The 14,185-nt window shown below is 45.9% G+C and carries 15 protein-coding genes; 3 read left to right on the top strand and 12 right to left on the bottom strand.

All coding sequences use genetic code 11. From position 1 onward, the window contains the following. Positions 1–337: alpha amylase C-terminal domain-containing protein (locus tag QTO00_RS08325; protein WP_331424229.1), on the top strand; the 337-nt coding region annotated here is incomplete at its 5' end. A 1-nt stretch (position 338) separates the two neighbouring features. Further along, the gene (gene malZ / locus QTO00_RS08320) at positions 339–2,189 is read left to right on the top strand and encodes a maltodextrin glucosidase (RefSeq protein WP_331424228.1); all 1,851 of its coding nucleotides are present in this window, start codon (positions 339–341) and stop codon (positions 2,187–2,189) included. Between the two features lie 48 nt (positions 2,190–2,237). Here the strand turns inward: malZ and QTO00_RS08315 are convergent, their stop codons facing one another. From QTO00_RS08315 to QTO00_RS08280, 8 genes are all read right to left on the bottom strand, one after another. After that, positions 2,238–2,849, bottom strand: a complete 612-nt coding sequence (locus tag QTO00_RS08315) for a DsbA family protein (RefSeq protein ID WP_331424227.1) — start codon at positions 2,847–2,849, stop codon at positions 2,238–2,240. 91 nt (positions 2,850–2,940) lie between these two features. Beyond that, entirely contained in the window at positions 2,941–3,732 is a 792-nt protein-coding gene (locus QTO00_RS08310) for a LytR/AlgR family response regulator transcription factor (protein ID WP_331424226.1), read from the bottom strand. A gap of 9 nt (positions 3,733–3,741) precedes the next feature. Then, entirely contained in the window at positions 3,742–4,629 is an 888-nt protein-coding gene (locus tag QTO00_RS08305) for a sensor histidine kinase (RefSeq protein WP_331424225.1), read from the bottom strand. Continuing rightward, a complete protein-coding gene (locus tag QTO00_RS08300) occupies positions 4,629–5,897 on the bottom strand; it encodes a hypothetical protein (protein WP_331424224.1) in 1,269 nt (422 codons plus the stop codon). The genes QTO00_RS08305 and QTO00_RS08300 overlap by 1 nt, the downstream gene beginning before the upstream one ends. After that, entirely contained in the window at positions 5,898–6,656 is a 759-nt protein-coding gene (locus tag QTO00_RS08295; RefSeq protein ID WP_331424223.1) for an outer membrane lipoprotein-sorting protein, read from the bottom strand. It lies immediately after the preceding gene. Then, positions 6,649–7,908, bottom strand: a complete 1,260-nt coding sequence (locus QTO00_RS08290; protein ID WP_331424221.1) for an ABC transporter permease — start codon at positions 7,906–7,908, stop codon at positions 6,649–6,651. Before QTO00_RS08290 ends, QTO00_RS08295 begins: the two co-directional genes overlap by 8 nt. Then, entirely contained in the window at positions 7,896–8,579 is a 684-nt protein-coding gene (locus tag QTO00_RS08285; RefSeq protein ID WP_331424220.1) for an ABC transporter ATP-binding protein, read from the bottom strand. Before QTO00_RS08285 ends, QTO00_RS08290 begins: the two co-directional genes overlap by 13 nt. 9 nt (positions 8,580–8,588) lie before the next feature. After that, entirely contained in the window at positions 8,589–9,233 is a 645-nt protein-coding gene (locus QTO00_RS08280; RefSeq protein WP_331424219.1) for a hypothetical protein, read from the bottom strand. Between the two features lie 243 nt (positions 9,234–9,476). On the opposite strand from QTO00_RS08280, the gene QTO00_RS08275 reads away from it, so the two are divergent. After that, positions 9,477–9,725: a hypothetical protein gene (locus QTO00_RS08275; RefSeq protein ID WP_038204477.1), complete on the top strand. Its 249-nt coding sequence runs from the start codon at positions 9,477–9,479 to the stop codon at positions 9,723–9,725. An 83-nt stretch (positions 9,726–9,808) separates the two neighbouring features. Here the strand turns inward: QTO00_RS08275 and arcC are convergent, their stop codons facing one another. The 4 genes from arcC to modC all read right to left on the bottom strand — a co-directional run. Beyond that, positions 9,809–10,738, bottom strand: a complete 930-nt coding sequence (arcC, locus tag QTO00_RS08270) for a carbamate kinase (RefSeq protein WP_331424218.1) — start codon at positions 10,736–10,738, stop codon at positions 9,809–9,811. Positions 10,739–11,005: 267 nt separating this feature from the next. Next, a complete protein-coding gene (locus QTO00_RS08265) occupies positions 11,006–12,268 on the bottom strand; it encodes a RidA family protein (protein WP_331424217.1) in 1,263 nt (420 codons plus the stop codon). A 490-nt stretch (positions 12,269–12,758) separates the two neighbouring features. Beyond that, positions 12,759–13,301 (bottom strand): nitrogen fixation protein NifQ, encoded by a 543-nt coding sequence (locus QTO00_RS08260; RefSeq protein ID WP_331424216.1) that lies wholly within the window; start codon positions 13,299–13,301, stop codon positions 12,759–12,761. A 15-nt stretch (positions 13,302–13,316) separates the two neighbouring features. Next, positions 13,317–14,185 (bottom strand): molybdenum ABC transporter ATP-binding protein (gene modC / locus QTO00_RS08255; protein WP_331424215.1); only part of this gene is annotated, 869 nt, incomplete at its 5' end.

Below are 14,185 nucleotides of genomic sequence, written 5' to 3'. Positions count from 1 at the left end.
ATGCGGAAAGTACCATGATTTGTATGCTGCTAACTTCGATAATTTCGCAGAGTTGCAAGACAAACTCTACGCCTTCGCGCGTTCCGACGACGAGCAAGTTATCGTCATTGCGACCAACTTTAGCGACCAACACTCCAAGCGTATAGAGCTAATCATCCCAGAACATCTGATTCAATTGTGGCAGCTTAGTGACGGCAACTATCCATTAGCAGATAAGCTTAACCAACGAACATACACGCTCAACGTTGAGCAGCAACAAGCACGAATTGAAATTGACCTTGCCCCATTGGCAACGCATTTCCTATGTTTAGACAATCTCAAGCAATGCAGAGGTTAAGATGAAGTCACTTCCATTTATTTATCACGGTCAATCTCATGACTGGCTAACCATTAAAGACGACACTTTATCAGTGACTTTGGTGACAGAAAAATCGATGGCTTTTGATAAAGTCATGGTGCGTCACGAGCCCGATAATGAAGAGTACTTGGTCGAGATGACCCTGACAAAAAGTGGCAAGCATCTTAATTTCTGGCAAGCCGACTTTTCTGTCAACCATGACCGCGACATCACTCACTATGTATTTAAACTGCTAACTGAAACCAAGCAGTACTGGCTCGATGCCAAAGGTGTTTCGACACGTATCCCACCCAAAGAGACCCACTTCAAGTACAACATTGCCGATCGCCCACCATCATGGGTCGAGCAACAGGTCTTCTACCAGATATTCCCGGATCGTTTTTGCAATGGCAAACCTGAAATCAGCGTAACTGAGGGGGAATACAAGGTGTCTGGCGGCACTAAACCTGTGGTAACCAAACAATGGGGAGAACCGGTAGACTCCCACAATGGCAATGGTGGATGCGAGTTTTACGGTGGCGACCTGTATGGCGTGGAAAGCAAACTTGACTATTTGCAGCAATTGGGCGTGAGTGCGCTATATCTCAACCCAATATTTACTGCGCCGAGTAACCACAAGTACGATACCTCAAACTACCTAGAAGTTGACCCACATCTTGGTACCAATGAGCACTTTGCCGACCTTTGCCAGCAACTGCGTGATCGTGGCATGAAAATCATGCTTGATGCGGTGTTCAACCATACCTCTACCGAACACCCGTGGTTTAACTTGCAAGGACTACAAGAGGGGGTTGGCGCATATCAGTCACCGACATCACCCTATCGAGATTACTACTTCTTCAATGGCGATAGCCAAGACTATGTATGCTGGAAAGGAAGTCGCTCTCTACCCGTGCTCAACTTCCGCAACCAACAAGTGAAAGACTACATTTATGCAAGCGATGATGCTGTCATTAAACACTGGCTGCGAGAACCCTATAAGATCGACGCATGGCGATTTGATGTGATTCACATGCTTGGCGAAGGAGAAGGTGCGACCAATAACGCCCATTACGTTAAGGCATTTCGCGATTCCGCTAAGCAAGTCAATCCAGATTGCTACGTGCTTGGAGAACATTTCTTTGAAGCGACTCAATGGCTGCAAGGAGATCAAGAGGATGGCGCAATGAACTACTACGGTTTTGCCCATCCAGTAAGAGCCTTATTAGCTAAACTGGATATTGCGTTTGACCCAATCGACGTCAGTATTAGTGAGTTCATTGATTGGCAAGCAGAAGCGCGAGCCAAACTGCCGTGGCAAAATCAGCTAGCCCAGCTCAACCAGCTTGATAGCCATGACACTGCGCGCTTCCTTGAGTTGGTCAAACACGATCCGCGCCTGTTTAAACTCGCCAGCGTGCTGCTGTTTAGCTATGTGGGTACCCCCTGCATCTACTACGGCACTGAGCTTGGAATGAAGGGCAGCCATGACCCTGACAACCGCCGCACTATGCCTTGGGATCAGGTAGAGAACTCCGAATACCTTGATTGGTTTAAGAATCTTATAGCGCTGAGAAAAGCTCACCCTGCATTGCAAAGCGGCGACTACATCCCTATCCACCACGATGAGGAGTGTTTTGTATTTGCCCGTAAACTAAGCACTGACACTGTGTTGTGTGCATTCAACCTGAGCGAGAAGACTCTGCACCGCAAACTTCCAGTATGGCGAGCAGATATTCTCGACCAAGCGTTAGTCGGTCAGATTTGTGGAGAACGATTCAACGCCTCTAACGGCTGGTTAAATGTTTCAATTCCACCACGCGCAAGTCGACTATTGACTGTAGAGGTTTAAGATCCCTTCTAATAACACAACACCGAGCTTCGGCTCGGTGTTTTTTAGCTAGATAAGTTGTTCTATCTGACCTATCGTAGTTTGCGCCGATTGGTAATCAACCTGAAGCTCTATAATACCTGCCGTCGATTCAAAAAATAACGACGGGAAACTATTACCACCAATACTACGGGCAAAATCGAGCTCATGCATAAACTCTTGATTCAACGTGACCGAACCGTAGTCGGATTCAAAACGTGTCGCATCAAGCCCAATGCTATCAGCAAGGTCGATCAACACATCGCTATCGCTCGGGTTTCTCGCCTCTAAATAGTAAGCAGTCTGAATCGCAGTGAGCATCTGCTTCTCTGCGCTCTGTTTACGAGCAGCCAACACAGCTCGGCACGCCGGATAAGTCGAGCGCCTTGGTACGTTGTTGGTCCAAAAATCGTAGTTAAATTGGGTGCCCAAATACTCTTCAATTCTTCTCCAGTACGAGGCAATTTGCTGCTGCATCTCTTTCGGCATCGGGGTATCTGAGTCTGGAGCGAGTCCTCCGAGCACATACTGGATTTCAATCTTACCCTCTAAGATCTGGCAGATCTGTTGCCAAACGGGTTTGTAACCCCAGCACCAGGCACACATAGGATCATAAACATAGTAGAGTTTGTTTTCGGCCATCAATATTGCTCCAGAGAACCCTTAATAGCTTTAAGCATAACCCTTCCCTATGATTTTTCACCATAAATGGCACAGCAAATTGATATTCCTATCACCATAAACTGGTAAATTGGTTCTGCATCGCTCGACTGACGGGAAGTTTGACGTCACCGATAATCACCTCCATTTTTCCGGTGATGATTTTTTTGACCTTCTCGACCGCTGAAACATTCACTATGGTAGAGCGATGTATTTGCCAAAAATTATTCGGGTCGAGTTGTTGAATCAACTCTTTTAGCGAAGTCCTAAGCAGGTATTCAACGGTTCTTCCCTCTTCCTTGGTGAACACCGACACGTACTTATCTTCAGCCTTAAAATAGAGCACATCAGCAATAGAAATCACGTGGATATCTTCACCCTTGCTCGCTCTAATCCAATTCAAGTAATTGGGTTGTGATTGATGGCCAAGTTGTTGGATCTGATCGAGCAAGGCCACCATATCCGGTTGTGCGGGTTGAGCGGAACTCTCAAAACGTTGTTTTATCTTAGTGATACACTGCTCTAAACGCTGTTCAGACAGAGGCTTGAGAAGATAGTCGATTGCATTGGCTTCGAATGCTTGCAAGGCATACTCATCATAGGCGGTGACGAAAACGACCTGTGTAGAACTCGAGCTTTTGGCCATTACTCGCGCCGCTGCCATGCCATCCATTTGTGGCATTTTAATATCAAGAAAGACGATATTTGGTGCAAAGCGCTCGATCATATCCAAGGCTTCTTGACCATTGCTCGCTTGACCGACGATATTCAATTGCGGCCAGCAATCGGCAAGCATCTTATTGAGATGATGCCTCAACAAAGGTTCATCATCGGCGATAACCGCACTGTACTCCTTGATCGTCATTTAACCTTCCTATCGCGCCTCTAATTTATCTAGCGGAACACTAATTACCGCTTGAACGCCGCCCGAAACAGCCTGCTTAATCGTCAGGCTAGCATCAGTACCATAAAGGGCTTTCAATCGCTCGCACGTGTTCTCTAAACCTATTCCATGACCACTACTCTGGGCAGCATTCGCAAATCCTACACCAGAATCTCTGTCAATCTGATAGCTCAACCTTTGCCCCATTCGGATCTGCTGAATCGCTAGATAGGCGTCAATTAGCTCAAGTTCATTGCCTAAGGTCGACATAGCTTGGCGAGAGTTTTTCAGCGTACCGCGCAGTAACTCCGTCAACTTCTCTAACATATGCTGCGCCGTTTTTGGATCATGGCTAATCAGCGCATTAACGTTAGCGAGAGTATTAAACAAGAAATGCGGTTCAATTTGGCTTTGTAGTTGACGAAGTTGACTGAGCACGAGCGCTTTCTCTTGCTCAGATTGAATACGTTTGGCCTTCTCCAACTCTTTCTGTGCAAGAAGTTTCTGCTCATGAGTATAGAAATAAAAGAAGCAGGTCACGGAAAAGATAAACCCAAGAATGGCGACAGATTTCATCTGGGTAAAGTCACTGAAGTCATCGTAGCGACTGAGCCAAAGATAAGCGTTAAACGTTCCCAACACCATGGCACAAAAGAGAGACATGGCTGTCACGACAGGGTTACTCAACTGGGGCCACAAACGGCTGATGATAAGTGAACTCGCCACTGAGCTATAACCATAGCCTAAGCTGATCACTAAATGTCTCCAGTACGGATCTGGCCAAATAGTTTGCGTGACAACAGCAATTACTGCACAAAAAACGGTCGTATAACCAAAGCTGCTGATGGCATTGCGTCGATCCAATGTAAATCCAGACATCAAAACCTTCCTTTTAGATTAAGAAAAATCATACGCTTATCTGACAAATTTGCATACACCGACTCATCGTCCCCCGTCATAAAACGAGCAGCGAGTTCAGCAGAAAACGATGCAGAGCCTGAGTCATAGACTCGATAGTCTAACCACTGAGTAGCAATCACACCTTGATCTTGTGGCGAGTAAAGCAAATCAAAAGTGGGGGTTAAATTGTCGAGCCAAAGCAGCTTGTTTGACCAAGACCACTGACTCCAACTCGACGAATCTAATGACCAGTGGAACATAATGTTATGCTGAACCAGATTGGCATGATTTAACCCTTGGGCGTAAGACGAGCCAAGCGGTACCAACGCAGGGTTTTGAGAAAGGGTATCGACACTCGCATATGCGTTCTCCCACTCTCCTTTGCTCCAACTGCGACTGTCATACCAATACTCTAAAATGATGTTATTGCCCACTGCATTTGCCCAGTTCAGGCCAATAAGCCCCTGATAACCATCGCGCTGTTTATCCAGCTCGACCGGCTGATTCACTGTACTCTGAACGTAGCGGTTGTACTTACGCTGATACAGTGCCGAAGCGTGTATCGACCAAGCATCATCGAGTACGGTAACAAATGAGCCGCCAAGCAGCCCCTGACGAACGTCATCATAGTAACCCAGCAGTTGCCATTCACTATCTCCCCACAGCGCATACCTACGAATACCCAAGCCCTGCTGCTCAGAAGCCTCTTCTAATTGGCTGCCTTGTTGCTGAGTCCAAGAAGAGTCGCTATAGACCAAACTCCACTCACCCGACATATCGAAGTATGACGCCATAGCAACGCCCGTTCCCTCTTCAACTTGAATACCGACCGGGTTTCTGCGATAGGGCTTGAATACATCCAGCGGACGATATCCGTACCCCACGCCCCAATCAAGGCGGACTTTGCCAAGAGTTAGGTCAACCGGCGTGTTGAAAAGATCGATACCGCCTTGCCAAAATAGCTCCTGGGCAATCAGGTCACCATCAAATGATTGAGATGAGTCTGAGCTATACAACTTGCTACCTTTCGCCGCAAGCAGACCCGTGAAGCCATACCCTTGCAGTTGCAAATCTATTAGGGCATCAACCGTTTCAGTGCGACTTCTCTCAGCTTCGCCAAGTAAGTCTGAGTCACGGTGTGAATTGGTGTTAGCACTCAAGGTGTAGTCCCAATCAAAACTGATTTCATCCGCCACGCAAGGCGCAACCAGCCCTATTGCGATCAATAACGTTAGGCTTGGTTTCATTTACAACTCCGACAACGCATTACGGGTTAAATAAGCGGGATTGTAGTACTTATCTTCTAGCTCAAACGGTGTGACCTGCTTGTACTCAATTACCGTCTTTTTCGCTGGCTGAATTTGATCAAGCAGTGTCATAGCGACCACTCTCAACTCTCCTTCACGCTCACCTTTGGTGAACAACGCTTGTTTGGCTAACTTGCCAGAGCGCAAGTAGAGATCCGCTTTGACTGGGAAATCATTGCTCTCATCTAACCAAAGTTCGATTTTGGCGTAGCTGGCACCTTTGGTGGTGGCTCTTAAGCGTAAATGGTTCACCGCTAGCGATTGCTCGCCAAGCGTTAGTTGGTCTGGTTGGACAAAAGTGGCGTGGTAATCTTCACTCCAAGTCAGGGTTGAAATATCGCCAACTGAGGCCTCACCGAGTAGCTTTTGCATCGGGGTAATTCGGATTGGGCGACGACTCTTAGGCATCAGCAACCAGTAATTATCACCGAGCATCAACATCTTTTGTCCTGCCTCAACTTGAGATTTAAACAGCACCAAAGACTCGCGATTTTCACGGGTATAGACGTTGTACTCACGGGTTTTATCTAGCTGTTCGTTTTCGTACAAGCTCACTAACGAGACCACTTTAGCTGCGCTGCTATCAAGGCGATAACGGTCAGCATTCTTGACCATACTCGCAACATCATCTGCCACCGCAGGCAAAGCAATGAAGCCGACCACAGTTGCCAATAGAACCTTCTTTAAACCGTTAAACATAAATCAGTGCCTCCGTAATTGGCTTCTTGACGCCTTTTGATGCCGACAACCAAGCCGCTAACACGCAAATAATCAAAACTCCCAATGTTGTCGCAGCGAGCAACTCTGGCGAAAAATAGATATTGAGCGGGTAACCTTCCGTTCGACCCGGAGGTGGCGGCATTTGCACCTCGACAACCATGAGCAATAAGCTCACGACCAAACTCAGTACCCCACCAATCACCGAACCGATTACAGCGAGTAGCGCCGATTCGCGCACAAACCCTGAGACGATTTCACGAGGATAAGTGCCAAGCGCAGACAAAGTACCAATCTCTCTGGTGCGCTCGGTCACCGACATCGTCATGGTGTTAAACAAGGCAACAAACACCACAAGCGCCATGACTGCTCCCATGATGCCAAAGATGCGGTCATAGAGATCCTTAACCTTGGTATAGAAAAACGCCCGCTCTTGCCAAGGAGTCACCTCGATGGGTTGTTTAAGATCGACACTCGCGAGCTTATCCTCGACCCAGTTTTTCATCGCCAATGTCTGCTCGGTATCAAACAAGAACACAGATAAAGTACTGACTTTGTCGCTACTCAGTAGCTCTTGTGCTGATTGAATATGCAGGTAAAGTTGACGCTTATCGAGTTCAGGTACGCCTGTCGAGTAGATACCACGCACCTTGTAGTCATAAGCGTTAAGCGCTCCATCACTAGTCGTCGCCAGTAAGGTTATCCAATCTCCAGTAGACACATTAAGGTTGCGCGCTAAATCTACACCGAGCATCACTTCAGGCTCGCTCGGGTCATAGCGCGAAGACTGAATGCTCGATAAGGTCTTTCCTTCACGCACATCTAAGAACGGCCCTTTCATGTCAAACTCGCGTTCATTGACGCCAGTACCGACAAAAATGGTCGATTTACTGCCATTCGAAGCCAAACCAGTAAACTCAATTCTCGGTTGTACGCCACGCACCTTTTCATTGGCGATTAGCTGCTGAGTAATCAGACTACTGTCAGCAATACCGTTCGCTAGTGGCATCTCTTCGTCTATCTCAAAATAGCCTGGCTGACTTAAGGTTAGATGCCCAGTATCTCTCGCGGTTGATTCTTTCAATGAGTCATAGGTATACAAACCAAAGCCGCCCGCTGAAGTGAGTGCAAAAATCGCAATGGCGATGATCAACACAGAGAGCAGACTGCGGCGCTTGTTACGGTACAGGTTGAGATACGCAATCCGCAACGAGAGTGGAATTAACTTGCCCATTTCATCGCCTCCTGATTAATCGCGCCATCTAACAGGTCGATACTTCGGTCACAGTGACGTGCCATACGAGGGTCATGAGTCGCAACAATAAACGTGGTTCCAAGTTCATGGCCAAGGCTTTTCATTAACTCCACCACCACGGCAGCCGTGTGACTATCTAAACTGGCAGTTGGTTCATCAGCAATCACCATTTGTGGCTTGTGAACGAGCGCGCGCGCAATAGCGACACGTTGCTGCTGACCACCAGATAGGTTATCCGGTCTATGCTCGGCAAAGCTTTTGAGGCCGACTCTATCTAAGATCTCCAGCGCTTTGAGCTTCTGCTCTTGCAGAGAACAGCCATTAAGCATCAAGGGATAGGCGACGTTTTCCCATGCGGTCATAACCGGTATTAAGTTAAACTTTTGGAAAACGAAACCAAGCTGGCTACGGCGCATTTGCGCTGCTTTGATGGTGTCTTTTGGGTAAGCCATGCCATTAAGCTCAATCTTGCCCAGATAGTCCATATCAAGCAGGCCAAGAATATTCAGTAACGTACTTTTGCCTGAACCTGACGGGCCGCACAGTGCCACCATCTCACCCTTAGTGATTTCTCCACTGACCTGCTTAAGCGCATCAACCTGCTGATGACCTACTTGATAGGTCTTACTTACTTGCTCAAAAACAATCATAATGCCACCTTAAGCCGCTGAGTCTATAATGGTTTGCGCTTGAACTGTCATTGGATGATTCGCATTACGTTGTTGCATCTGCTTTAGCCATTCATCCGCTTGCGGTTTATCATCTGCGCGCAGCGCCGCTTGGATTGCGTAGATATAAACCCATGAAATAGCGTCATAATGTTGCTGAGTAAATGACTCATCAGCAAGAAGGTCTAGAAAGATGTCATAACCACGCTCAAAGTGGTTAAACATGTCAGGCAAAGAGGTAAATGTTGTGCCTGCAATCGACTTAGCCAGTAGCGACTCAGGTAAACCTTGACGAAATTCTTGCTGCTCGATTGGCGTCTGTTGCTGATTTAATAGATCTAATCCCTTGCTAATGGTTGCCAACCCTTGCTCGGTGTACTTCATCTTATTCCACGGCATAAAAGCATCACGGCCCATTAAAGTTTGTGTGCTGCCCAAGTAGACTAAACTCAACGGATCGGCCCCTTGCTGAGCAATTTGCGTATCGAGCTGGTGGTAGACTTGTTCTACCTTGTCTTCATCGCCTTGAGCTGCAAGATTGTATTCCGCAATCAACGACTCACTCGGTGCGGCAAACGCATTAGATGTGACCAATAAACCAAGGCTAAATAGACTAACTAACTTTACTGTTTTCATGTGAATGTTCCCTGCCTGTTTCGATGTTGGAAGATTAACGCTGCTGAATAAAGCTGGCAGCACTATGCGATAAATGGGAAAAACAGGGTGTGAATGGTCAATAATTGGATTAAACGGTTACAGCATGGACAACAGAAAACGCTCGGGAGTAGCATTTCGCCACTATGATCGTTAAAGTAGCGCCAAAGATTAAACCCATCGTTGATTTCGATGAGGCAAAGTACTGAACAAGAGATAAACCATATGATCAATGACGACAGAATTATTGCTGATCTTAACGAGCTTGAATCATTCTTAGTTGCTGTAGAGAGCGGCATGCTAGGTCTAACCAATGCAGCGGGTGTCGTACTAGCGACCAACAACAGCGACGGACGCCGATTTGTTGCCGTTCTAGACGACAAACACCAACTGGTACTAGGACGTTGGGTAACAGAAGAGGTATTCCAAACAGGCCAAGATCTAGTGCGCAACGGTCCAAAACGCCCACATTAAATAGTCCTTGGCAAATAAATGAAAGGTGCCGTTGGCGTATTGCTCAATCGACACCTTTTGCTTTTTACGGCGTATTTCATTGCCTAGTAGTAAACGATCCCATCGCCTTTAGTTACTAAGGTTCCAGCCTCATTAGTTAGAATTCTATCTAACTCGAACAGAGATCCGATCGCAGCATCACCTTTGCTATTGTTCACAAACTTACACACCGCTTCGATTTTTGGCCCCATTGAGCCCGCAGGGAAATTAAACTCAGCTAGCACGGTTGGAGTCGCTTGCTTCATCTCTGCTTGGTCTTCCTTGCCGTAGTTACGGTAGATAGAGCCATCAGTCAAAATAATGAACAGATCTGCGTTGATTTTCTCTGCTAAAAGCTCTGCCGTTAAGTCTTTATCAATTACGCACTCTACGCCTTTACTGTAGCCGTTATCGAAACACACAGGTACACCGCCGCCACCGCAAGCAATAACCAGATTGTTAGCTTTAAGCAAGGTAGTGATTTGCTCTAGCTCTACGATGTCTTTTGGCATAGGCGAAGGCACCACACGGCGATAGTATTCACCGTCAGCCTTAAACACCATGTCACTCGCCGCCATGATCTCTTTAGCACGCGTCTCAGTATAAACAGGGCCAACAAACTTAGTTGGGTTCTGGAATGCAGGGTCAGTGGCCTCAACTTCAGTCTGAGTAACCAAAGTCGCAATGCTAAGTGATTGGTCTACGTTCTTAAGCTCTTGCTGAAGCATGTAGCCAACCATGCCACAAGTTTGGGAACCCAGTACGTCCATTGGGTAAGGGGTCGTTTCTGGTGAATACTCTTGGTAAGCCGCATTTTGCTCCATCAACAGCCCAACTTGAGGACCATTGCCGTGCACGATAACAATCTCGTGCTGCTGGGCAATTTTTGCGATACTTTCAGCCGATTTCTTAATGTTTTCACGTTGGTTTTCTGCAGTTAATGCCTCGCCTCTGGCTAAGAGGGCATTACCACCTAAAGCAAGTACTATACGCATATGAATTTTCCACGTTAATTATATTTATAATTGATTAAACCAAACAGAGGGTCTATTTGGTTTGCTTGTAAGCCGAAGCTTTTTTATTTATGTAGATGTACTAAAGAAAGGTTATGTTTGTATTTTGGCAATCATTGAACAGTTAGCTTGCCAATTATATTTCATTGAATGAAACCGGAATAATTATGCCCAGTTTATCCTGGAATGATTTTATTAAAGTGCACTCCTCATTAGAGTGCACTTTTTCAACTAGAATAACTTAGCTAATTATTTACTTGGTGGAGTGCCTTCACCGTTTGATACAACTGCATCAATTTGAACACGTGCACCCATCGCAATCTCAGACACGCCAACCACAGTGCGTGCAGGAAGCTCGCCCTCGAAGTAAGTCGTGTAAACTTCGTTAACCGCATCCAAATCTGCCATATCACGCAGTTGGATATTCACCTTCACGATGTCGTCCATTACATGGTTGATGCTCTCAACAATCGCCTTAATGTTGTCTAAACATTGTGTCGCCTGCTCTTTAGCGCCACCAGCAACCAGTTCTGGAGCCATAGCAGTCATAGGCAATTGAGCCGCAATATGGTTGTAGTGCGAGAATGCCACTGTCTGAGTATGCAGAGGATTGATCGGCGCATTTTCAGTGTTGTGCGCTCTAATCACAATACCATGTCTATCTTCGACTTCTTGTGGTGGTGTGCCATCACCGTGTGATACGACAGCATCAATCTGTACCTTGGCGCCCATTGGCAAGTCAGCAACCGAAACAAAAGTACGCGCTGGCACATAGCCTAGAGTACGAGCGATAGATGAATCAGGGAAGAATGTGCTGTAAGCCTCGTTGACCGCGTCCATATCAGCAAGATCTTTAAGGTAAACATTTACTTTTACGATGTCATCAAATGGCACATCAATGCTTTCCATGATTACCTTGATGTTCTTCAAACACTGAGCTGTTTGCTGTTGAATTGTACCTTCAACAAGCTTGCCTGTTTCAGCATCAATAGGAAGCTGAGCAGAAATATTGTTGTAGTGAGAAAACGCAACGGTCTGAGTAGATAGAGGGCTTAGCGGCGCTTTTTCACTGTTGCGAGATAGCTTAACTAGCGGACAAGGCTCTTGAGGTGCGGTACCTTCACCGTTAGAAATAAGTGCATCCATTTGCACTAAAGCGTCACCGTATGGAAGCGCATCTACTGCAACCGTTGTGCGCGTTGGTAGCAAATTAGGGAAGAAGCTCGCATACACCTCATCCACGGCTTCTAGGTCTGCAATGTTCTTCAAATGAACATTGATACGAACGACGTCATCCATGACATGATCAATACTTTCAACAATCGCCTTAATATTGTTTAAGCACTGTTTCGCTTGGTCTTTCACATCTCCAACCACAATTTCACCTGACGCAGGATCGATAGGCAACTGCGCAGAGATATTGTTGTAGTGAGAAAACGCCACGCTTTGCGTAGATAATTCAGAAACTGGTGCTTTTTCGGTGTTTCTTGAAACTTTAATGATGCCACTCATGTCGATTTTTATCCTTCTATTTCACGCAAGAATTATATTTATATTACGTAGGGGTTACTTATATATATTGGGTGTTATTAGTCTTGGTTGGCAATGATACTAAGGTAATTAAATCAACCTAAGTGTGATTAGAATCAAGTTCTAAATTCACTAGAGATTAGATAAAAATAGGATAATTAGTCACTGATGGATTAAATATCCAAATATGAGCGATTTATATAGGAGAAAATTAAACATCGATATTAGATTTGCGTAGAAAGTGAATACATACTCAATGTCAATTGAGCTATTTAAGCCACCTTTAGCACAGATCTGATAGCGGCCTCACAAGAATTAGCAGTAATAAGCCTTAAATCTAATTTTGTAGTGCGATTATTGCCGTTTAAAGTGAATAAATTGTCCCTATTCACAAATAGTGATCAAATTTCACCGTTTTGTTCCATATACAGTTAATGAAATATGACTAAGCCAGTCACAAGGAGCAACATTCTCAAGACGCTTTTCCCGGCTCAAAACATTCAGCGTAGCTGCTACACTCTTCACAACTCGGAGAACGACAAACATAGTCTCCACCCGATTCACACAGCTGACGATAGAAAAAACGCTTCCAGCGCATATTGTTGTGGTTCTTTGCATGTAACTCAGGGAAATAGAAGCGAATCATTTCACTTAAGACTTTCCTCTCTGGTAAACCTAAGTCTGACCAAAGATGACTGGAACCAAGGCAAGTCGTGGCGATAACCAATATGGCTTCTGAGTAGTAACAACTTGTTCTATTTACATATGACTCGAGCAAATCAACGAGTTGGCTATGTTCCACGTCGCGCATTGAAAACAACAGTTGGTAAGTATCTCGCTGCGGTGTTTTGTGCTTGGGCAACTGCACAACTAAGCCTGCTTTATTTAGCTTTTGATATACCTGCTCAAACTTAGTTGGCGACAAGCCCATATAGGGTGGCTGCGCAGTTTGGCAGCCACAATAGGCATTAACCATAGGAGCCCAAAACGCTTCAAGTTCATACTCTTCAATCATCTATCGTACTCCCAACTAACATATTGCAACCGACTTAATTTGCACCCACACCGATTGGGCAGGCTTGAGCTGAAGTTGGTCAACCGAGCGCGATGTGACTAACGAAATCAGTCGACTTTGATTGGCAAGTTCAAGCACCACACTAGACTCTCCTAGTGTACTTGCAGGCACAATTGTCACGATGGTGGTTGGCAAGCAATTTAATATTGAGCTCTGCTCTGGGCGTGTCAGTGTAATGCTCACATCCGATGCTAGCACTCGACAGCGATAGCGCTCGCCAACTTGACCAATATGCTGAGGGATAACAAGCTCAACATCATCTCCTGCGTCTAAAACAGTTAGCTGGTCAGGTTCATGACTTTTCACTTGTGTCTCGAATACGCTACCCATCTCATCACCAAACATGGATTCAAACTTTGGATCTGCCATAATCTGTTTTGCTGGCGCACTTGCTATCACCCTCCCTTGTTCAAACAACACCAAGTGTTCAGCAAGACGAGCCACTTCAATAACACTGTGAGTGACGTAGATAATCGGGATTGAGAGCTGTTGATGAAGTCGCTCAAGATAAGGAAGGATCTCAGCTTTTAAGCGGTTGTCTAGAGCCGATAAAGGTTCGTCCATAAGCAGCAGTTTAGGAGAAGTGAGCAACGCCCGTGCAATCGCCACTCGCTGACACTCTCCCCCTGAAAGGTTCACCGTTGAGCGAGCGAGCAGATGACTGATTCCCAGTAAGTCGCAAATAGCTTGCTTATCGACTTTACGCTCACTATAGGCAATACGTTTACGACCAAACTCCAAATTATCATCCACCGACAAATGAGGAAACAGACCCGCTTGTTGAAACACATAGCCTATCTCACGTTTGTAGGTAGGAACAAACT

The sequence above is a fragment of the Vibrio sp. M260118 genome, assembly GCF_036533755.1.
Lineage (GTDB): Bacteria > Pseudomonadota > Gammaproteobacteria > Enterobacterales > Vibrionaceae > Vibrio.
The sequence above is the reverse complement of the archived record's forward strand: the minus strand, read 5'-3'. Positions and strand labels throughout refer to the sequence as shown.

Excerpts from the sequence above, each read along its gene's own strand:
- malZ (WP_331424228.1), top strand. The coding sequence starts at position 339 with ATGAAGTCACTTCCATTTATTTATCACGGTCAATCTCATGACTGGCTA.
- QTO00_RS08315 (WP_331424227.1), bottom strand. The coding sequence starts at position 2,849 with ATGGCCGAAAACAAACTCTACTATGTTTATGATCCTATGTGTGCCTGG.
- QTO00_RS08310 (WP_331424226.1), bottom strand. The coding sequence starts at position 3,732 with ATGACGATCAAGGAGTACAGTGCGGTTATCGCCGATGATGAACCTTTG.
- QTO00_RS08305 (WP_331424225.1), bottom strand. The coding sequence starts at position 4,629 with ATGTCTGGATTTACATTGGATCGACGCAATGCCATCAGCAGCTTTGGT.
- QTO00_RS08300 (WP_331424224.1), bottom strand. The coding sequence starts at position 5,897 with ATGAAACCAAGCCTAACGTTATTGATCGCAATAGGGCTGGTTGCGCCT.
- QTO00_RS08295 (WP_331424223.1), bottom strand. The coding sequence starts at position 6,656 with ATGTTTAACGGTTTAAAGAAGGTTCTATTGGCAACTGTGGTCGGCTTC.
- QTO00_RS08290 (WP_331424221.1), bottom strand. The coding sequence starts at position 7,908 with ATGGGCAAGTTAATTCCACTCTCGTTGCGGATTGCGTATCTCAACCTG.
- QTO00_RS08285 (WP_331424220.1), bottom strand. The coding sequence starts at position 8,579 with ATGATTGTTTTTGAGCAAGTAAGTAAGACCTATCAAGTAGGTCATCAG.
- QTO00_RS08280 (WP_331424219.1), bottom strand. The coding sequence starts at position 9,233 with ATGAAAACAGTAAAGTTAGTTAGTCTATTTAGCCTTGGTTTATTGGTC.
- QTO00_RS08275 (WP_038204477.1), top strand. The coding sequence starts at position 9,477 with ATGATCAATGACGACAGAATTATTGCTGATCTTAACGAGCTTGAATCA.
- arcC (WP_331424218.1), bottom strand. The coding sequence starts at position 10,738 with ATGCGTATAGTACTTGCTTTAGGTGGTAATGCCCTCTTAGCCAGAGGC.
- QTO00_RS08265 (WP_331424217.1), bottom strand. The coding sequence starts at position 12,268 with ATGAGTGGCATCATTAAAGTTTCAAGAAACACCGAAAAAGCACCAGTT.
- QTO00_RS08260 (WP_331424216.1), bottom strand. The coding sequence starts at position 13,301 with ATGATTGAAGAGTATGAACTTGAAGCGTTTTGGGCTCCTATGGTTAAT.